Consider the following 18,640-nt stretch of genomic DNA (forward strand, 5'->3'; position numbering starts at 1 on the left):
CCAAGGACTATGAACGCAGCACCAAGTCAGCCGAGACCATGATACAGATTACCATGATACACATCATGCTTAAGAAATTATCTAAATAAAATCAAAACAGCCTCTAAGAGTTGTAATTAAAAGAAGTTAATTTGTTATAAGCGGTTATAAATGCTAATTTTCAGATGTAAAGAGTAGCTATAGAGGTTACTCAGAAACTAAAAATCATCAAAAAATAAAGCTATGTTCGTACACCACGTTTTTTTCTGGCTAAAAAATGCTGAGTCGGAAGAGGATAAAAATAAACTGCTTGAAGGGCTGAAAAAGATGAAGTCCATTGAAGGTATCCGCACCCTGCACATTGGGGTACCGGCCACCACAAACAGGGATGTTATTGAAAGAGGATACGCCCTCTCATGGCTGTTGATATTCGACACGCTGGAGGATCAGGAAGCTTACCAGGTGCATCCTGTACACAAGCAGTTTGTAGAAGAATGCTCTTCTCTTTGGTCGAAGGTAGTGGTTTATGATGCTGTAGAGGCCGAATAACAAGGCTTTTGTTTCAAGCATCTGAAGATTTGAATTTATATGAAAGTCGCGCTAGAGCTAGCGCGACTTTTTTGCCTATAACAGCAACAGGAAAACTCATTACCTTTTATCCGTAAGAAAATGAGGTAGTGCACTCGCTACAGCTTATATGGTATGAAGGCAACAGCGACATTTGAGTTTTTCGGCAGCCTGTGTGATTTTCCTGCGCTTTCAGGAAAAAACAGGATGGCGCAGTACAGGTTTACAGGTACTCCAGCTGTGAAAGATGCCATTGAAGCCATTGGGGTTCCCCACCCGGAGGTGGGTGTTATTTTAGTAAATGACCTGCCTGTTCCTTTTTCCTATCCTTTGCAAGCCCATGACAAGGTAGCCGTATACCCGGCTGATGCAAATCAAAACTGGCCGGGAGGCTTTTCCCTGCAGGCAAAGCCTCCCACTCCGGAACGCTTTGTACTGGATGTGCACCTGGGCAAGCTGGTCAGGGCTTTGCGGATGCTCGGCTTCGATACCTGTTATGAAAACGACTACTCCGACAGAACCATTGCAAACATTGCCGCAACGGAAGAACGTATTGTGCTGACACGGGATGTTGGCCTGCTAAAGCAGAAAACCATCCGGTGGGGCTACTGGCTGCGCTCGCAGCACCTGGAGGAGCAGCTGGCAGAAGTGGTGAATTATTTCAACCTGCAGCGCCATTTTACCCCCTTTACCCGCTGCATGGCCTGTAACGGTAACATCAAGGAGGTTTCAAAAGAAGCTGTGGTGGCGCAGCTGCCTCCCAAAACCAAACTATACTTTGATGAATTTTTCCAGTGTGACAGCTGTAACCGGGTGTACTGGAAAGGCTCTCACTATGAGCGGATGCAGCAGTTCATTCAGCAACATACACAGCCTCCCCGGACAGCGTAATGTAATTTAATCGTTGAAGTGATAGAGGAAAGTGATGATGCCCGTGAAAGCAGGTTTTTTGCTCCCTTCAATCTCCATGGTTACTTCCAGCCTTGCTTTGGCAATACCGCGCAAGTCTTTCACAGAAAGCAGTTTTGCCCGCAGCCGTACCTGGCTGTCTACCGTCACGGCTTGGTTAAAGCGGAGGCTTTCTATCTCGTAGTTCACCTGCATTTTCAGGTTCTCGATAGCGGTAATCTGGTGCCACAGGTAAGGCAGCAGCGACACGGTCAGGTAACCGTGCGCGATGGTCGCTTTGAAGGGAGTTTCCGTTTTGGCTCGCTCAGCATCCAGGTGTATCCACTGGTGGTCCAGCGTGGCATCTGCAAACTTGTTTATCTGCTCCTGGGTAATGGTGTGGTATTCCGACACCCCCATTTCTTTTCCTTCGTACTGCTCCAGTTCCTTCAGGCTTTTGATTGTTACCTTGCTCATGTATCGTTTGTATTATTTGATTGTTTGTGTTGCTGTATCTGATTTTGTAAAGCTTAAATAATCCACACCTGCCCCTCTGAAGGGAGTTATGAAATAAGCACCTTAAAGGGATTACAGGGGCGCACAATACGAGGCAAACAGCAAAAAAATGTTTTTAATTTTCTGCGCACGTAAACACCCCTCTTGCTTTCCTCAAGTGGAGAATCGCCTAGAATAAAACTTTCCCTGCTAGCCGGTGTTATTCTGCAAACGGCGTTATGCTCCTGTCCTTTGATGTAGTATTTACAATGGCTAATATAGCGTAATTAAACGGATTGCGTTTCATCAAAAATGTCTTCTGCACACGTTTTAAGCCACCTAAGGAACCGGTTGAAGCTAAAACTCCTTATATACGTACTAAGCCAAGGCAAAAATAAGTAACTTGCTATCTTATCATACTACCCATTTTAAGATAGGTTGATATAGTCAGAGATGAAGGAAGTGCAGGACATTGTGCGGGCTTTTGAAGAAGCTCAGAAAGAAGGCAAACAAACCGCGTTGGCAACAGTGGTGCATGTGCAGGGCTCTTCTTACAGAAGGCCCGGCGCGCGCATGCTCGTAACCGAAGACGGTAAACTGACAGGAGCCATCAGCGGTGGTTGCCTTGAAGGCGATGCGCTTCGGAAAGCGCGACTGGCGATGGTGCAGCAAAAGGCCATGCTGGTCACTTATGATACTACCGATGAAGATGACGCCAAATTGGGTGTGGGTTTAGGGTGTAACGGCATCATACAGATTCTCATTGAGCCCATCAACCCCCAGCATCCTGAGAACCCAGTTGCCCTGCTTCAAACCTTTTTGAGCAGCCGCCAGCATGCTGTACTGGTTACCCTTTTTTCCCTGGATTACCAGGCTGCCGTGCAGCCAGGAACCTGCCTGTTCGCATCAGAAGACGGCGCTGTCAGGGGAGGTTACGAGGATGCATCTTTGGAGAAAGCCCTCGTTTCAGATGCGCAGCAGGTATTACAGGCACGCGCTTCTATGACAAAGACCTATGCCACATCTCACAATGTGCTCACCGGTTTTATAGAATTACTGAAGCCTGCTGTTTCCCTTATCATAGCCGGCGGAGGAAATGATGCCATTCCGCTGACAGAAATGGCGGCCATTCTGGGCTGGCAGACCACCGTGGTAGACGGACGTGCCAATTATGCCACACCAGAGCGTTTTCCGGCTGCACAGCAGGTGCTGGTAGCCAAGCCGCAACAAGTGCTGCCAAAAATCAAGCTGGACGAGCAAACAGTTCTGGTGCTGATGACACACAACTATAATTATGATACTGCGATGCTGCGCCAGCTGCTACCCTTGTGCCTGCCTTACGTGGGGGTGCTCGGGCCTAAAAAGAAGCTGGTTCGAATGCTGGACGAGCTACAGGAGGAAGGGCTGCAGTTTGGAGAAAAAGAATTAGAAAGCATTTATGGTCCTGTAGGATTGGATGTAGGAGCAGAAACCTCTGAGGAAATTGCGCTTGCTATTGTGTCCGAGATAAAAGCGGTGATCTCCAAACGAGCCGGAACCTCGCTGCGCGACAAGCAGGACGTTATTCACTCCCGCGAAGCTGAAAAAATAGAAAAGGTGACGCTCGATTAAATTCCATACCATCGGATCAGGAGAACTTCACCTTTGATAAAGACGCTTATTTATCGTCGTCATAACATAAACCATAAACCATGACCGGACTTGTATTATTAGCAGCGGGGGCATCAAAACGCCTTGGTAAGCCAAAGCAGGAACTGCTGTATCAGGGTGCTACCTTGCTGCAACACGCCACGCAGGCTGCCCTGGACTCTGCATGCAAACCTGTGGTGGTGGTATTGGGTGCCAATACAGATAAGCTGTCTACTGGGCTGCCAGATGAGACTGTTGTTACGGTGCATAACCCGGAGTGGCAGGAAGGAATGGCCTCCTCTCTCCGTTATGGTCTCTCAGCGTTAGTCGAACTTGCACCTGAGGTCTCAGATGTCATCTTTATGGTATGTGACCAGCCTTTTGTAGATGCCACACTCTTAAACAGACTCATACAAGTTAAGAAAGAGAGTGGCAAAGGCATTGTGGCCTGTGCTTATGGTGATACCTTGGGTACACCTGCCTTATTTGACAAAGCCTATTTCAAAGAGCTGATGGCGTTAGAAGGGAAAGGAGGAGCGAAAGAGTTTTTGTTTAAATATAACCATGATACTTCCGCTGTTCCTTTTCCTCAGGGTGCCATCGATATCGATACTCCTGCAGATTATGATGCCTTACTTGTTTCATCATCAAATGATTAAGTTCTTTTATTTTAGCTGCTTCAGGAATTATCTTCTTCAAATTGACATTATTTACTTAATTTAGAATTCAAACATAGATTTCTTTTCATATGGCCAAATATAAGCTGCAAATCAACGGCCGGAGCTACGAGGCCGACGTTGAGGCAGATACCCCTTTGTTGTGGGTGCTGCGCGACAACCTGGGGTTAGTCGGAACGAAGTATGGGTGCGGTATTGCGCAATGCGGTGCATGTACGGTGCACATGAACGGGAATGTCATGCGTTCCTGCGTATTACCGGTTTCTGCCGTGGGCACAGCCAAAATCACGACCATTGAAGGTCTTTCTGAAAAGGGTGATCACCCGGTGCAGTTAGCTTGGGACGAAGTGGACGTAGCGCAGTGCGGCTATTGCCAGGCAGGCCAGATAATGGCGGCCACGGCCTTGCTCAACAAGAACCCAAACCCGACAGAAGAGGAAATTGAAAACACGATGAACGGGAATATCTGCCGTTGCGGCACGTATCATCGCATTCGTGAAGCCGTTGCTTTAGCAGCTAAAAAATCTAAATAGCCATGTCAAGTCTATCAAAACCAAGCAGACGCAATTTCATGAAGCTGGCCGCTACCGCAAGTGGTGGGCTTTTCTTGGGCTTCAGTTGGTCAAGTTCTGTAGCCTCGGCACTGGAAGTAGTAAGCGACACAGCGATTGCCGCAGGTAAAATTGAGTTCAACAGTTTCCTGGCGCTTTCGCCAGACGGTATCGTGACCATTTTCTCTCCTAACCCGGAACTGGGACAGAACATCAAGACTTCCTTCCCGATGGTGGTGGCCGAGGAACTCGATGCAGACTGGACAAAGGTGAAAGTAGTACAGGCACCGCTGGATACAAAGCGGTTTGAGCGCCAGTTAACGGGTGGTAGCGGGGCTGTTCCGCACTCCTGGGAGCGCCTGCGCAAAGCAGGAGCCACTGCCCGCCACATGCTGATAGAAGCAGCCGCCAAGCGCTGGAAGGTGCCCGCCAGTACTCTCACGACAGAAAATGGTACGGTAGTGCATGCAGCAACTGGCCGCAAGCTGAGCTATGGCGAACTGGCTACCGAAGCTTCCAAGCTACCGGTGCCGACAGATGTGAAACTGAAAGACCCGAAAAACTTTAAGCTGATCGGCACAGCCGTTCGCAACGTGGACAACCGCGAGATGATTACGGGTAAGCCGCTGTACGGCCTTGACATTTACAAGGAAGGCATGCTGTTCGCGATGATTCAGCGCCCAACAGCTTTCGGTATGAAACTGAAATCAGTGGATGCCGCCGCCGCGAAGGCCATGCCGGGCATTGTCGACGTGGTGACCTTTAAGAACAATGTAGCCGTGGTGGGCAAGTCTACCTGGCAGGTAAACAAGGCCCGCAAAGCGCTGAAGATAGAATACGAAAAAGAGGCGGCACTTGAAAGCAGCGCCGACCACGACCGTATTTTCAAAGAACTGCTCGACAGCCCGGATGCCACTGTGCGTCGCAAGGATGGTGATGTGGACGCAGCCTTTAAAAATGCGGCAAAAGTTATCAAAAGCGAATACCAGTGCCCGTTCCTGCCGCATAGCCCAATGGAGCCGATGAACTTTTTTGCGCATGTTCGTCCGGATGGCGTGGAGCTGGCAGGGCCAACGCAAACACCTGAGATGGCGCGCGGTCAGGTAGCGAAACTCTTGAACATCGACCCAGAGAAGATTACGCTGGAGCTGACCCGTTTAGGTGGTGGCTTCGGCCGCAGGCTTAGTGCAGACTATGTGCTGGAAGCAGCGGAACTGTCCAGCATCATCAACCAACCGGTAAAGGTTATCTGGACCCGGGAAGATGATACCACCGGTGGTACCTACCGTCCGGCAGTGCGCTACCGTTTTGAGGCTGCCTTGGATAAGAGCGGGAACATGATTGGCTACAAGCTGCGTGGCGTGGGTATGAATGCCGGAAACCCGACACGGGAGGATAACTTCCCATCTGGTGCCGTTGACAATCTGTTGATTGAGTCGGTAGACCATAAATCTCCGATCACCACAGGCCCATGGCGTGCTCCGATTACGAACTTCCTTGCTTTTGCCGAGCAGGCTTTCCTCGACGAGGTGGCTCATGCAGCAGGCAAAGACCCGGTGAAGTTCCGACTGGAGTTATTAGATAAAGCAAAGAAGGCTCCGGTAGGCGAAGTGAAATACGACATCGACCGCATGAAAGGGGTGATAGACTTAGCCGTAGAGAAATCGGGCTGGGGCAAGAAAAAAGGTGTGGCGCAGGGCTTCAGCGTTTACTTCTCGCACAGGTCTTATGTGGCCCAGGTAGGAGAGGTAGAGGTGCAGAACGGTGTCCCTGTCGTGACAAAGGTACACGCTGCCTGCGATTGCGGAATGGTTATCAACCTGAGTGGTGCGAACCAGCAGGTAAAAGGTGGTGTTGTGGATGGTATGGGACATGCCATGTACGGTAAGCTCTCGTTCAAAGACGGCGCACCAGAGCAGAACAATTTCGGCGCTTACCGTTTGATTCGCATGAAAGAGGTACCGGATGTGGATGTTCATTTCGTAAACAACGGTATAGACCCAACCGGACTAGGTGAACCGGCCCTTCCACCAACCGGTGGTGCCGTGGCAAACGCCATTTTCAAGGCAACAGGTAAACGGTTGCGTAACCAGCCGTTTGCGGAGCAGGCGGAGTTGAAAACTGTCTAAAGACCATTTGAAATTATAAGATTGAAATGGAACATGCCGCCAAGTGTAAAGCTTAACCTGACACTGGCGGCATGTTCCATTTTTAGGAGTGGTCTTTTGAATTTTACCCACAAACAGAGCATATAATTAAGGTATCAGAATAGTGGTGAAAGCAGCATGCGTAATTAATAATCACGGATTCCTGCTCACCACATTTTCAGATGAAAACAGATGTTGATAGATAAACACGGAAGAAAGATAAACTACTTGAGGCTGGCAGTTACAGACAGGTGCAACCTGCGCTGCTTTTACTGTATGCCCGAGGAAGGCCTCGACTGGCTTGCCCGAAAGGAGTTGATGACCTATGAGGAGATGCTCCACATTTGTTCCGTGTTGGTGAAAATGGGCATCGAGAAAATTCGCATTACGGGTGGCGAACCTTTTGTGCGGAAAGAGTTTATGCCCTTCTTAACGAAGCTGTCACAACTGCAGGGGCTGCAGGAGCTAACCATCACGACCAACGGTGTGCTGACGGCTCCCTACGTTCCGGAGTTAAAAAAGCTGGGCATCAAATCCGTTAACCTCAGCCTCGACACACTGGACAGGAACCGTTTCTTCGCCATTACCCGCCGTGATGAGTTGCCGAGGGTGATGGAGACCATGGAAGCTTTGCTGCACCACGGCATAGAGGTGAAACTGAATGCAGTGGTGATGGAGGGCAAAAACACAGACGATATTCTGCCACTCGTAGAGCTTACCAAAGACATGCCTGTCAGCGTACGGTTTATCGAGGAAATGCCCTTCAACGGGGAGGGCAACCACTACACCAGCCTCACATGGGACCATGTACAAATACTGAATTCCATCAAGCAACAATATCCAAATATTCAGAAAGTCCCGGACGCACCCTTTTCCACCTCTTATAATTACCAGATTCCGGGCCACAAAGGCAATGTGGGCGTAATAGCCGCCTATACCCGTTCTTTTTGCGGCACCTGCAACCGTATCAGGCTTACGCCTCTTGGCGTACTCAAGACCTGCCTCTACGGAGACGGCGTGATGAATGTGAAAGACCTGATGCGTGCAGGGGCAGGCGAAACCGAGTTGCGTGCCGCTTTAGTGGATGCGATCGGTAAAAAAGAAATGAATGGCTGGGAAGCGGAGAAAAACAGTGCAGAACGTTCTTCTCTTAATGCCTCAATGGCAACTATCGGCGGATAGTTTATCCTACACTAATAACTCTCTCCACTATCCTTCATTACTCGTGAAGAAGAATGACAAAAAAGAAGCAATGATCTTTTTGTCATTCTGGAAAGCTCTTGTGAGTTATTAGCACATGCTTACCCCAATGAGGTAAGGCTCCCGAAAAAAGAGAGGGGGCAGTTCTTTCATTTTACCCGCAGTACGGGCTACAACCTACAAACAAACATAAAACTATGGTTCAAGTTGAAGAAGCAGAAGCCATCATACAGGCAGAAGTAAGGGATTTTGGGAAGGAAAGCGTGCCGTTTGAGCAGGCGTTAGGACGTGTTTTGGCTGAAGACTTAAAAGCAGATAGAGACATGCCGCCATATAATAGGGTAGCCATGGATGGCATTGCCCTGCGATATGAGGCCATTGAACAAGGCATTCAAACCTTCAGAATCAGAGTAACACAGGCGGCAGGAGACAAGCCTGCAGAAATTCAATCGGCAGAGGAATGCATCGAAATCATGACGGGCGCTGCTTTGCCCGCATCCACAGATACGGTGGTGCGGTATGAGGACCTGGTGATACAGGACGGAACGGCAACCCTCCAGACAAACGGAGTTAGAAAAGGCCAGAACATACACCCGCAAGGCAAAGACAAAAAGCAGGAAGAAACCGTCGCGCTGGCAAACCAGGTCGTGACGCCTGCCCTTATAGGCGTGGCGGCAGCAGTAGGCGCCAGGGAGCTGCAGGTGAAGGTACTTCCGAAGATAGTGGTCATTTCTACAGGGGATGAACTGGTGAAGGTCGAGGAAACACCCCTGCCGTACCAGATAAGGCGCTCTAATAGCTATACTATCAAGGCTGCCTTACAGCAGTACAGTTTGCAGGCTGACTTGCTGCATATTCCGGATGATGTAGCTACCCTGAAGCGGCAACTGAACAACTGCTTACAGCAGTACGATGTGCTCATCCTGAGCGGTGGCATCTCCATGGGCAAATTTGATTATGTACCGCAGGTGCTGGAAGAGTTAACTGTGAAGAAGCTTTTCCATAAAGTAAAGCAAAGACCGGGGAAGCCGTTCTGGTTTGGAAAGCATGCCAGTGGTGTGCATGTGTTTGCCTTACCGGGTAATCCGGTCTCCACCTTCATGTGCTTTTACCGGTACTTTATACCGTGGCTAGAAGCATCCCTCGGAATAAGTGCAAAGCCAAAAACGCATGCGGTGCTCAGCAAAGACATTACCTTTGAACCTGCCTTGCAATACTTCCTGCAGGTGAACGTAAGCATGAATGAACAGGGGCGGGTACTGGCGACGCCTTTGGAGGGCAACGGCTCCGGCGACTTTGCCAACCTGGTAGAGGCCGATGCTTTTTTGGAGCTTCCCGCTGAACAGCGTAACTTTAAGCAGGGAGAGGTATACCCGCTATGGCCTTTCAGGCCTCTGGCTTAACAGGATCGATGGAACCGCCACCCAAAAATGAATAGCAAGACAAAAGCATGAGTGATTTTTCACACTTAGATAAAGAAGGGAAGGCCACGATGGTGGATGTAAGCGGGAAACAGGTAACGCACCGCACGGCCACCGCACGAAGCATCGTGGTGCTGCCGCCCGAAGTACTGGAGAAGTTTACTGCAGACGATATACAGACAAAGAAAGGCTCCGTGTTTCAGACGGCTATTATTGCTGGCGTGATGGCTGCAAAAAAAACAGGCGACCTTATTCCGCTCTGTCACCCCATCGGTATGGATAACTGCAACATCACCATTCAGATAAATGAGCAGCAGGAGGTGGTCATAGACTGCACGGCCAGCATCACGGCGAAAACAGGTATCGAAATGGAAGCTTTAGTGGGAGCATCCGTGGCGGCGCTTACCGTCTATGATATGTGCAAAGCCCTGAGCCATGATATCGTTATCAAGGAAACGAAGCTGATAGAAAAGACAGGAGGAAAGCGTGACTTCAAAAGAGCATAAAAAGCACAGCAAGATTACGAGGCCCGCGTACGGCAACTTCGCACGCAATGAGTGGGCCATAGTAGGCACACCCTGTGGTGCAATAAAAACGCTGGCCGATGCGGTGATTATGGCACTGTCTGCGGAGTATAAGTGTGCCTACGTAGATGCTTCTCATGCACATTCTGATGCTGCGGGAGCTTTGCCCGGACGCATGGCAGCAGGTGCGGTGGCAGAGTATACCGACCAAATCAGCTACCATCAGCTGGAGTTGAACAAGGAACTCCATCCTTTCCAGTTCAGGCAGCTCTTTTCTGATATGGATGCGGTGCTGGTGAACGGAAATCATGAGCAGGCGAAAGCACAGGTGGTAGTGATAGATGAAAGTAAAAAAGCCTCGCTGCAAAAGCGCTTGGCACAACTCACCAATGTGCAACTGATTCTGCTTGCGGATAATGCGGAGGAGGTTTTTGATTTTGTGCAGGAAGCTGTTCCGTCGTGGCAGGAGTTACCGCTGTATCGCCTGAGTGAAACGGATAAGATTGTTACGTTCTTTCAGAAGCAGATGCAGCTGGCAAAGCCAGTACTGAACGGGTTGGTGTTAGCAGGAGGAAAAAGCCTGCGCATGGGCCAGGATAAAGGCGCCATGCTGTGGCACGGCAAGGCCCAGCGTTATTATGTGGCGGACTTGCTGAAGGAATTCTGCCCTGAGGTGTTTATCTCCTGCCGCCCGGAGCAACAGCCTGAATTTGACAGTGCTTATAAAACCCTTGCCGATACTTTCACGGGTTTAGGTCCTTATGGCGCTATACTTTCTGCGTTTCGGGAGCAGCCGGATGCGGCCTGGCTGGTGGTAGCCTGCGACCTGCCCCTGCTGGACCAGCACACGCTGCAGCACCTGACAGAAAACCGGAATCTTGCCGCCGTTGCGACCACTTTTGAAAGTCCGTATGATGGTTTCCCGGAGCCGCTCATTACCATCTGGGAGCCGAAAAGTTACCCACTGCTGCTCTCCTTCCTGGCCCAGGGCTATACCTGCCCCCGTAAGGTGCTGCGCAACAGCGACATCAACCTGCTGAAGCCAATGAACCCGGATGCACTCCTGAATGTCAATACGCCGGAAGAGTCTGGGAGAGTGAAACAGCTGATGCAGGAGTAATTTCAAGGCACCAGTACCTTTCCCTATCTTTGAACTGATTAACTTATCAATCTAATAGTATTCTCATGCAACCAGACTTATTGCGTTACAGCTGCCAGATCTCGCTTCCAGGCTTCAGTGAAACCTCACAAAAAAAGCTACAGGATGCACGTTTGCTTATAGTTGGAACAGGAGGTTTAGGCTGCCCTGCCGCGCAGTATTTAACATCGGCAGGTGTGGGCACCATCGGTATAGCTGATTTTGATACCGTGTCTGTCAGCAACCTGCACCGCCAGATACTGTTTACGCCGGAAGAGGTAGGGCAGAAGAAGGCGCTGGTGGCCTGCGAGAAGCTGCAAAAACAAAACCCCGGTGTAAAGCTGGTGCCGCACGATGTAAAAGTTACATCAGAAAATGTGATGCAACTGCTGCAGGACTATGATTTGGTGCTGGATGGCACCGACAATTTTGATACTACCTACCTGCTGAACGATGCATGTGTACTGGCGGGCAAGCCAATGGTGTACGGTGCTATTTACCAGTTCGAAGGACAGGTAGCCGTTTGGAATACGTCCAATGAGGATGGGACCAGAACCCCGAATTACCGCGACATTTTTCCAGATGTGGATGCCTCACAGGTGCCGAACTGTGCCGAAGGCGGTGTGATACCTACACTGGCCGGTATGATTGGTTGTATGCAGGCGAACGAAGTCATCAAGTACATCACGAAAACAGGGGAAGTGCTGGCTGGGAAAATGCTGCTCGTGGATGCGCAGACTATGCAAAGCCGCGTCATTAAAATCGGAGCTGTGACCAGTACCAACATTACCTCCTTACCAGAAACAGAGCACATAGCCACCATCAGCGTACCTGCGTTAAAGGCCGGAGTAGAGGAGGGAGCTTATGAACTGGTGGATGTTCGGAACACGGCAGAACGTTTACTTTATAGCATCGGAGGCAAGCATGTGCCACTGGACAAAGTGGAGCGTGAGGACTCGTTTTTAGAATCAGGGAAGCCAGTGGTTTTTTATTGCGCCTCCGGTGTACGAAGTGCCGAAGCAGTTAAAGTGGTTAAGAAAAAGCATCCAGGTATAAAGGCACTTTCTTTGGAAGGCGGTTTAAAAGCCTGGATGGAACAGGCGGGCTAGCGTGTACCGTTTCTGACGCGAACTTTAAATCAACAATTTCCAGGTAAAGCGGTTAAGAAAAAGCGCTTTACCTGGAAATTGTTGATTTAAGGCAGGCCGTAAAACTTTAACTGGCTGCCTTACTTTCAAACACCACGTTTTGCGTGGTGTTTTCTGCAACCGTATCATTTTTCAGGACAAGCATATCGTAAATCACTTTTGCCCATATTAAAATACAAGGTACTCCTTTCAAAGTAAGCGGTCTGACGTATTCTTCGCGTAAAAATTTAGGGAAAAGGTCTGTTGGTGACAGCATGGTGAAGATAACTGCACCGACAAACAGTGTCACGTTCAAGGCATTCTTTTCACTTCTCACAAACCATAAGGCTACTCCAGTCATCGCAATGATGAAAGTAGGAGATTCAGCCATATGATTGAAAATCACAATCCAGATTAAAATGGAGGCCAGGGTTAAGTATCTGAAGGAGTAAATGGAGTACGCCTTTCGCCTGCTTAGCGGGATCAAGAAGATAACGGCACCTATTAAAACAACCATGTTTTTATTTACCTCAAGACCGAACCAGGAATTCAGCCAACCCATCACAGAAAACCCGTAAGAGGTGGAGTGGTCCTGCGACAGCATTTCCGAGTAACTCTGAAAGAGCCAGATATACTGCTTATAATCCACAAAAAGCAGGGGGATTGCAAAAAGAATGACAGTCCATAAAGCCGAATATACAGCCAGTTTCCACTTTTTGGGGTAGAGCAGGAACAGAGCATACCCTACGATGCCGAAAAGTTTTATGTAGGCTGAAAATACAATGCACAGGGTTGCGAACAGGTACTTTTTGTTTTCAAGCAGGCCAAAGGCCAGTACCAGCAAGCCTGCAATTAGCCCATTCGACTGCTCGTTTTGTATGGACGTCAACAGTTCTATCAGGGCGGTTATCAGTACCAGTCCTTTTTCCAGGTTGTTTAGCCTGGGTAAATAATACACCGCAACCAGTAGTAATATGGTATTCAGAAGGTTCCACAGGTTTAACCCAATCCAGTCCGGGAAAACGGCAAACAGTCCAAAAAAGACAGAAAAGGTAGGGGTATATTTATACAGGTCCCAGTGCTCTTCCGGGTACAAGGCGTATAAATCCTGGTTGTTTTTCAGGTGATAGAATGACCTTTCAAAGATGGTGTAGTTATTATACCTGTTGTACTCCAGTCCATTTACTTCATTTGTCTTTGTCCCGGATGTCAGGGCCTGGATACCTGCTATCAAGGTAATCAGGATATAAAGTATGAGGATGTTGTTTCTATTTGAGATTAGCTTCTTAGCTCTTTCCTTCATTATGTTACTTGTTGAACTGGGGCAAAAACCTGTTTGAACGGTACTATTCCATTCAATTGGAAATGAATTGCCGTACTGCCAGGCAATGCTGATGGCTGGTGTTCCTGTTGAGAAATGTGATAGATGCTTTGCTCTAAAAGCATCCAGGTATGCCTATCAGGTGCAGCACTACGGGTGCGCTGCCACCCACACATCCCCATCTTCAAATACCTCCCTTTTCCAGATGGGTACTGTTTCCTTGAGGGTGTCGATGGTGTAGCGGCAGGCATCAAAAGCAGCAGCACGGTGTGCGGCGGCTACTGCAATTATAACGGGTACTTCGCCCACCTGCAGTACGCCGGTGCGGTGATGGATGAGAATTTTTTGCACAGGCCACTTTGCTAATGCCTGTTCAGCTATTTTCTGCATCTCATTCAGTGCCATCTGTTTGTAAGCTTCAAACTCAAGCCGGATTACTTCTTTCCCTTTGGTGGCGTTACGGACAGTTCCGATAAAAACGTCAATACCACCACATTCCGGCGACATCACCCAATCGATGCAGGCAGAAATATCCAGGGATTCTTCTGAAATCTGTATATCAATCATTGTTGTGCTTTATTAACCGCCGCTAACAGGAGGAATAATGGCAATCTCATCGCGTTGCTGCAGGGCATTGTCTGCCACGGCGTATTCGTTGTTTACGGCAATCATATAGGATGCCAGCTGTGCCAGGCGAGGGTACTGCTCTTCCAGTTCATCCCGTAATTCAGACACCGTAGCATCGCTTGTCAGCTCTACTTCTATTGTGGAGCCGCCTACTATTTCTTTTGCTATTCCGAATGCTAAAACATTTACCTTCATCTTCAATGCATTTAATCAACCCAAATGTTTGTATAATACTTCGATACCTGCCGCAAAGATAAGCACCGCTGTCATGCGCCGAATCACAAGCGGGTTAAATCTTTTGATAGCCATACGGGAACCTAACTGTCCTCCGGCAAATACTGCCGCACATAAAATTAATATGAGGTTGTAGTCTATGGCTGGAGGCAATTGCGTCAGCTGCCCTGCTATACCGGAAACAGAATTCACCAGTATAAAAATACTGGCAGTCGCGGCAATACGTTTGGGTGTATCCCAACCTATAAGGTTCAGGAGGGGAGATAGGAAGATACCCCCACCAATGCCTATCATCCCGGATAAAAAGCCGATGCTGCCGCCTAAAGCGCCATCCCGTGCATAGCTGGTGCTTTGTGGCGAAGCTGTTTCGGTTACCTCATGCGGTCGTTTCCTGAACCATAGCAAAGCAGCGGCTGTGAGCAGGCTGCACCCCAACAGCACATAAAACGTATGCTGCTCTATTCGTAGCATCGCCCCAGCAAAAGCCATCGGAACACTGGCAATGGCCAATGGCACAATCTTACGCCAGTTCACCTGCCCGTTCCGGATAAAGAGTATCGTGCCACCTGTTACCACCACAATATTGCACAGCAGGGCAGTCAGCCGGATCTCTTTGAAGGGCAAACCGTAGAGCGCTAAAATTGCCAGGTAGCTGGAGCCACCACCAAAGCCAACAGAGGCATATACAAAGGCAACAACAAAGAACAAGAGCATCAGCTCCCAATGTGGCATTTCTGTTTCTTTTAATTTGAAGGGCGCTGTACCGCTCTCCCCCGGTTTAAGCTTTCAAATTAAACAACATGCGGCTCATTCGCCAGAGTCAGGGTCATTGTTTTGTAGTATGGTTCATAAAACATACAAAGGCTCACCATATGATTGAATGCTAAATTCAAGCAAATGACATGTACGGGAGCTGAAAAAACTCTTTGCTGTTCCTCACCGGATAAGGAAGAAAAAAGAGAAGGCCGACTCCAATCTGAGACAGCCTTCTCTTTATATGCTTTTGTAAAATCTGGTGGGTAATAACTCCGCACTGTAGTGCAGTCATTACCTGTTGAATTACTTCTTCTTTCTGATTTCGGCTACCACTGCAGGTGTAACAGCCGTGGTGGATTTGTTTCCAAAGCTATTCTGCACATAATTCAGCACATCCGCTACCTGCTGATCTGTTAAATGGCTTTGTGGCGGCATCACCATGTTATAGGTCTGGCCGTTTACCTTTACTTCACCGCTCAGGCCGTGCACCACTACGCCCACAGCGCGCTTCTGGTCTTTCATCAGGAAATCTGACTTGGCTAAAGGAGGGAAGGCACCCGGTATGCCTTCGCCAGCTGCCATATGGCAGCTCTGGCAGGTGCTGCTGTACACTTCTTTGCCTCGCTTTACACTTTCGGTAAGGTCATCGGCAGTAGAGAACATATAGCCACCCGTAACGAAGGCCATCAGTAAAATACTCTTCAACATATCTTTAAAGTTAAGCAGCTAAAATAAACATTTTTTGTATTTACCACAGCTTTATATTCTAAAAAAAGCAGTTAAAACATCAATTTTAACTGCTTTTTTTAGAATATTGATAAAAGTGGAAGATGCTTTACCTATCTGAAAGCACTTCTGATTATTGTTTGTAGAAGCGGGCTACATAGCCTCCGCCCGGAGCCATGGCAATTTTGAGTTTCCTGTTTTGTGGCACGTCAATGACTTCGCGCTTGTAGTCTGCGGCATTTCGGTGTGCGTTTACGCCATCCTTGAATACCTCTGCTTTATAATTCCCTTCTCCCAAAAAGGACAGGTCCAGCTCCATTTCGCGCGGGTCCCAGTTGGTGAGAGCGCCTACGTACCACTCGTTTCCTTTTCGGCGGGCAATAGCAATATGTTCCCCGATTTTACCCTCCAGGGCTATAGTATTGTCCCATACTTCAGGAACAGCTGCCATAAAGGTGGTGCTTTCCTGCTCTTTCCTGTATTTGGTTGGGGTATCAGCCAGCATGTTGACAGGAGATTCGAATATCACGTATTCTGCTAGCTGGCGGGTGCGGGTACCCTGGCTCATTGGCTCAGAGTGAATCGGGCGGTAACTGCCTTTGGTGGCATTCCGCATGGCTCCCTGGGTGTAGTCAATCGGGCCAGCCAGCATGCGTATGAATGGCATCGTCACATCATACGTCACCTGGTCTACCTGCGGCGGAGACCATTTCATCTGCTCCAGGCCGTGCACCCCTTCAAAGTTGATGACGTTCGGGTACGTGCGCTGCAGGCCTGTTGGTTTGTAGGCACCATGGAAATCCATCAGCAATTTGTGTCTTGCGCCAGTCTCGGCAGCACGATAGAAAAAGTCAACCATCTCCTGGTCATCGCGGTTCATGAAATCCACTTTAAAGCCTTTCACGCCCATGTCAGCATAATGCTTGGCCACGTTTTCCATGTCGCGGTCAAAGGCGTAATAGCCGGCCCACAGGATAATATCTACTCCTTTTTCTTTGCCGTAGGTGATAATTTCCTTCAGGTCAATTTCCGGTACCACCTGCATCAGGTCTGCCTTCTTGTTCACGGCCCATCCTTCATCCAGAATCACATACGCAATGCCTTTTTCAGCAGCAAAGTCGATGTAATGCTTATAAGTTTCGTTGTTGATGCCTGCCTCAAAGTCTACTCCTGTAATGTTCCAGTCGTTCCACCAGTCCCAGGCTACCTTGCCCGGCTTCACCCAGGAGGCATCTTTAATGCGTGACGGCTCCGCCAACTTATAGACCATGTCGCTGTCGGCCAGTTCTTTGTCTTCTTCTGCAATGACGATGGCGCGCCACGGAAACTGGCGGGTGCCTTTGGCCTTGGCAATGAAATTCTCTCTTTCCTTTACCAGCATCTGAAGCTCGTTATGGCCACCCTGTTCCACCTTTTTTGGATAGGCCGGAAACACACCAGACAAAGAAGTCTGCCCGTTTTTATTTAGCAGGTACATGCCCGGATAGCCTTCCAGGTCAACCTCGGTGATGACCACTTTTTTACCGTTCGCCGCCTCCACTGCAACCGGCAGGAAAGCAAGGTGATTCTGGTCGAGCTTGGTTAGGGGGCTGTGGGTATAGGTATTCTCGAAGGAGTTATCAAACTGCTGTTCAATAGTTGGGTTTTCAAACTGCTCCTGCTTTACGTAAGGCACAATGGCCGTATAGTCTTTGTCGAAGTTGAAGGTGGCTTCTTCGCTTTGCACGTTAAAATCCTTGCGCTTCGAAGTGGCAAAACGATAGGCAACCCCATCATTATATGCCCGGAAAATGACGCTGTAGTCGCCTCTGAAATTCAGCACCAGTTCGTTGTAGTTGTCCTTTATCTCAGCTCTTTTGTAAACAGGCGTCTGGATGGTGGTGTTGATGCTATGGCGTTTGCTGTTTCGCAGGCGCGGTTTTGCTCCGAGTGTTTCGCCGTTGGTGAGCTTCAGCGAGATAGGAGAAGGCGCAATCATCTGGTCTCCTTCGTGTGTGACCGCATACGTGATTTTGTCCTTTAGTTCTACTGTTGTTTTGATCTTACCGTCGGGTGACTGAACGGTGAAGCTTTGCTGTGCCAGCGCGACAAACTGGCCGAACGTCATCAGCAAAACAAAGAGAAAGAATCTGTGCTTCATGCTTCCTTTTTTATACTTATCTGGAGTTTAGTTTTAAAGATAAGGGATGAAAACTGAAGATACCACAAACAGGGAGTAATCTCTCACTTATGAGGAGGAAGAGGCTTTAGTGGCGCTGCTAGCAGTATCCCTTTGTGATAACCAATGGATGATAGCAGCAAGTACATGATGGAAAGAGTGGATGTTCAAAAATGCAGAAGGGACAACTTCAACGTCTGTTATTAGAGCAGCTTTATTTATTAGTCTTTAACCATAGTAATTAGTGAGTTGGAATTTGTTTGCTCTGAAGACCTCGCAGTGTCCGAAGGTCCTGCGAGTGTTTGTGCCAAAGGCCGTGGCTTCGTAGTTGACAAGACGCTCGCAGGAGCTGCGCACGCTACGAGGTCGTATTAGAGGCTATCTCAAAAATGGGAATCCCAGCTTGAGTTAATATGTTGGTTTCTCATGGAGTTGACAAACGAGCAATGGGAAAGGGTAAAAGACCTTGTGCCAG

The 18,640-nt window shown here is 48.7% G+C and carries 18 protein-coding genes; 11 read left to right on the top strand and 7 right to left on the bottom strand.

Annotated features, from left to right (window positions below; all coding sequences use genetic code 11):
• Window positions 1-222: 222 nt before the first annotated feature.
• Both ACYVB1_RS13740 and ACYVB1_RS13745 read left to right on the top strand, forming a co-directional pair.
• Window positions 223-528, top strand: a complete 306-nt coding sequence (locus ACYVB1_RS13740; protein WP_460924347.1) for a Dabb family protein — start codon at window positions 223-225, stop codon at window positions 526-528.
• A 153-nt stretch (window positions 529-681) separates the two neighbouring features.
• Entirely contained in the window at window positions 682-1,437 is a 756-nt protein-coding gene (locus ACYVB1_RS13745; protein ID WP_460924348.1) for a Mut7-C RNAse domain-containing protein, read from the top strand.
• A gap of 6 nt (window positions 1,438-1,443) precedes the next feature.
• Here ACYVB1_RS13745 and ACYVB1_RS13750 read toward each other — a convergent pair whose 3' ends face one another.
• A complete protein-coding gene (locus ACYVB1_RS13750; protein WP_460924349.1) occupies window positions 1,444-1,911 on the bottom strand; it encodes a MaoC family dehydratase in 468 nt (155 codons plus the stop codon).
• Window positions 1,912-2,382: 471 nt separating this feature from the next.
• Between ACYVB1_RS13750 and ACYVB1_RS13755 the strand changes: the two genes are divergently transcribed.
• The 9 genes from ACYVB1_RS13755 to ACYVB1_RS13795 all read left to right on the top strand — a co-directional run bounded on the left by ACYVB1_RS13755 (window position 2,383) and on the right by ACYVB1_RS13795 (window position 12,325).
• On the top strand, window positions 2,383-3,540 hold the full coding sequence (locus ACYVB1_RS13755; RefSeq protein WP_460924350.1) for an XdhC family protein: 1,158 nt from the start codon (window positions 2,383-2,385) through the stop codon (window positions 3,538-3,540).
• A gap of 80 nt (window positions 3,541-3,620) precedes the next feature.
• Entirely contained in the window at window positions 3,621-4,217 is a 597-nt protein-coding gene (locus tag ACYVB1_RS13760; RefSeq protein WP_460924351.1) for a nucleotidyltransferase family protein, read from the top strand.
• A gap of 89 nt (window positions 4,218-4,306) precedes the next feature.
• The gene (locus ACYVB1_RS13765) at window positions 4,307-4,768 is read left to right on the top strand and encodes a (2Fe-2S)-binding protein (RefSeq protein WP_460924352.1); all 462 of its coding nucleotides are present in this window, start codon (window positions 4,307-4,309) and stop codon (window positions 4,766-4,768) included.
• A 2-nt stretch (window positions 4,769-4,770) separates the two neighbouring features.
• A complete protein-coding gene (locus tag ACYVB1_RS13770; RefSeq protein WP_460924353.1) occupies window positions 4,771-6,915 on the top strand; it encodes a xanthine dehydrogenase family protein molybdopterin-binding subunit in 2,145 nt (714 codons plus the stop codon).
• 210 nt (window positions 6,916-7,125) lie between these two features.
• Entirely contained in the window at window positions 7,126-8,115 is a 990-nt protein-coding gene (gene moaA, locus ACYVB1_RS13775) for a GTP 3',8-cyclase MoaA (protein ID WP_460924354.1), read from the top strand.
• 215 nt (window positions 8,116-8,330) lie between these two features.
• Window positions 8,331-9,536, top strand: coding sequence for a molybdopterin molybdotransferase MoeA (locus ACYVB1_RS13780; protein WP_460924355.1), 1,206 nt, complete (start codon window positions 8,331-8,333; stop codon window positions 9,534-9,536).
• Window positions 9,537-9,583: 47 nt separating this feature from the next.
• Window positions 9,584-10,060 carry a cyclic pyranopterin monophosphate synthase MoaC gene (moaC, locus tag ACYVB1_RS13785; protein ID WP_460924356.1) on the top strand — a complete coding sequence of 159 codons (477 nt, stop codon included), beginning with the start codon at window positions 9,584-9,586 and terminating at the stop codon, window positions 10,058-10,060.
• Complete coding sequence (locus tag ACYVB1_RS13790; protein ID WP_460924357.1) at window positions 10,041-11,198, top strand: NTP transferase domain-containing protein; 1,158 nt, start codon at window positions 10,041-10,043, stop codon at window positions 11,196-11,198. Before moaC ends, ACYVB1_RS13790 begins: the two co-directional genes overlap by 20 nt.
• A gap of 65 nt (window positions 11,199-11,263) precedes the next feature.
• The gene (locus tag ACYVB1_RS13795; RefSeq protein WP_460924358.1) at window positions 11,264-12,325 is read left to right on the top strand and encodes a ThiF family adenylyltransferase; all 1,062 of its coding nucleotides are present in this window, start codon (window positions 11,264-11,266) and stop codon (window positions 12,323-12,325) included.
• A 106-nt stretch (window positions 12,326-12,431) separates the two neighbouring features.
• Here the strand turns inward: ACYVB1_RS13795 and ACYVB1_RS13800 are convergent, their stop codons facing one another.
• The 6 genes from ACYVB1_RS13800 to ACYVB1_RS13825 form a co-directional block, all read right to left on the bottom strand.
• On the bottom strand, window positions 12,432-13,646 hold the full coding sequence (locus tag ACYVB1_RS13800; RefSeq protein ID WP_460924359.1) for a glycosyltransferase family 87 protein: 1,215 nt from the start codon (window positions 13,644-13,646) through the stop codon (window positions 12,432-12,434).
• Window positions 13,647-13,814: 168 nt separating this feature from the next.
• A complete protein-coding gene (locus ACYVB1_RS13805; protein WP_460924360.1) occupies window positions 13,815-14,231 on the bottom strand; it encodes a molybdenum cofactor biosynthesis protein MoaE in 417 nt (138 codons plus the stop codon).
• 12 nt (window positions 14,232-14,243) lie between these two features.
• Window positions 14,244-14,486: a molybdopterin converting factor subunit 1 gene (gene moaD / locus ACYVB1_RS13810; RefSeq protein WP_460924361.1), complete on the bottom strand. Its 243-nt coding sequence runs from the start codon at window positions 14,484-14,486 to the stop codon at window positions 14,244-14,246.
• A 15-nt stretch (window positions 14,487-14,501) separates the two neighbouring features.
• Window positions 14,502-15,257 (bottom strand): sulfite exporter TauE/SafE family protein, encoded by a 756-nt coding sequence (locus ACYVB1_RS13815; RefSeq protein WP_460924362.1) that lies wholly within the window; start codon window positions 15,255-15,257, stop codon window positions 14,502-14,504.
• 327 nt (window positions 15,258-15,584) lie between these two features.
• Complete coding sequence (locus tag ACYVB1_RS13820; RefSeq protein WP_460924363.1) at window positions 15,585-15,989, bottom strand: c-type cytochrome; 405 nt, start codon at window positions 15,987-15,989, stop codon at window positions 15,585-15,587.
• 151 nt (window positions 15,990-16,140) lie between these two features.
• Window positions 16,141-18,147: a glycoside hydrolase family 97 protein gene (locus ACYVB1_RS13825; protein WP_460924364.1), complete on the bottom strand. Its 2,007-nt coding sequence runs from the start codon at window positions 18,145-18,147 to the stop codon at window positions 16,141-16,143.
• Window positions 18,148-18,640 lie beyond the last annotated feature (493 nt).

Source organism: Pontibacter brevis, from assembly GCF_054779655.1.

Coding starts and splice junctions, on each gene's coding strand:
- ACYVB1_RS13740 (WP_460924347.1), top strand. CDS start 223: ATGTTCGTACACCACGTTTTTTTCTGGCTAAAAAATGCTGAGTCGGAA.
- ACYVB1_RS13745 (WP_460924348.1), top strand. CDS start 682: ATGAAGGCAACAGCGACATTTGAGTTTTTCGGCAGCCTGTGTGATTTT.
- ACYVB1_RS13750 (WP_460924349.1), bottom strand. CDS start 1,911: ATGAGCAAGGTAACAATCAAAAGCCTGAAGGAACTGGAGCAGTACGAA.
- ACYVB1_RS13755 (WP_460924350.1), top strand. CDS start 2,383: ATGAAGGAAGTGCAGGACATTGTGCGGGCTTTTGAAGAAGCTCAGAAA.
- ACYVB1_RS13760 (WP_460924351.1), top strand. CDS start 3,621: ATGACCGGACTTGTATTATTAGCAGCGGGGGCATCAAAACGCCTTGGT.
- ACYVB1_RS13765 (WP_460924352.1), top strand. CDS start 4,307: ATGGCCAAATATAAGCTGCAAATCAACGGCCGGAGCTACGAGGCCGAC.
- ACYVB1_RS13770 (WP_460924353.1), top strand. CDS start 4,771: ATGTCAAGTCTATCAAAACCAAGCAGACGCAATTTCATGAAGCTGGCC.
- moaA (WP_460924354.1), top strand. CDS start 7,126: ATGTTGATAGATAAACACGGAAGAAAGATAAACTACTTGAGGCTGGCA.
- ACYVB1_RS13780 (WP_460924355.1), top strand. CDS start 8,331: ATGGTTCAAGTTGAAGAAGCAGAAGCCATCATACAGGCAGAAGTAAGG.
- moaC (WP_460924356.1), top strand. CDS start 9,584: ATGAGTGATTTTTCACACTTAGATAAAGAAGGGAAGGCCACGATGGTG.
- ACYVB1_RS13795 (WP_460924358.1), top strand. CDS start 11,264: ATGCAACCAGACTTATTGCGTTACAGCTGCCAGATCTCGCTTCCAGGC.
- ACYVB1_RS13800 (WP_460924359.1), bottom strand. CDS start 13,646: ATGAAGGAAAGAGCTAAGAAGCTAATCTCAAATAGAAACAACATCCTC.
- ACYVB1_RS13805 (WP_460924360.1), bottom strand. CDS start 14,231: ATGATTGATATACAGATTTCAGAAGAATCCCTGGATATTTCTGCCTGC.
- moaD (WP_460924361.1), bottom strand. CDS start 14,486: ATGAAGGTAAATGTTTTAGCATTCGGAATAGCAAAAGAAATAGTAGGC.
- ACYVB1_RS13815 (WP_460924362.1), bottom strand. CDS start 15,257: ATGCCACATTGGGAGCTGATGCTCTTGTTCTTTGTTGTTGCCTTTGTA.
- ACYVB1_RS13820 (WP_460924363.1), bottom strand. CDS start 15,989: ATGTTGAAGAGTATTTTACTGATGGCCTTCGTTACGGGTGGCTATATG.
- ACYVB1_RS13825 (WP_460924364.1), bottom strand. CDS start 18,147: ATGAAGCACAGATTCTTTCTCTTTGTTTTGCTGATGACGTTCGGCCAG.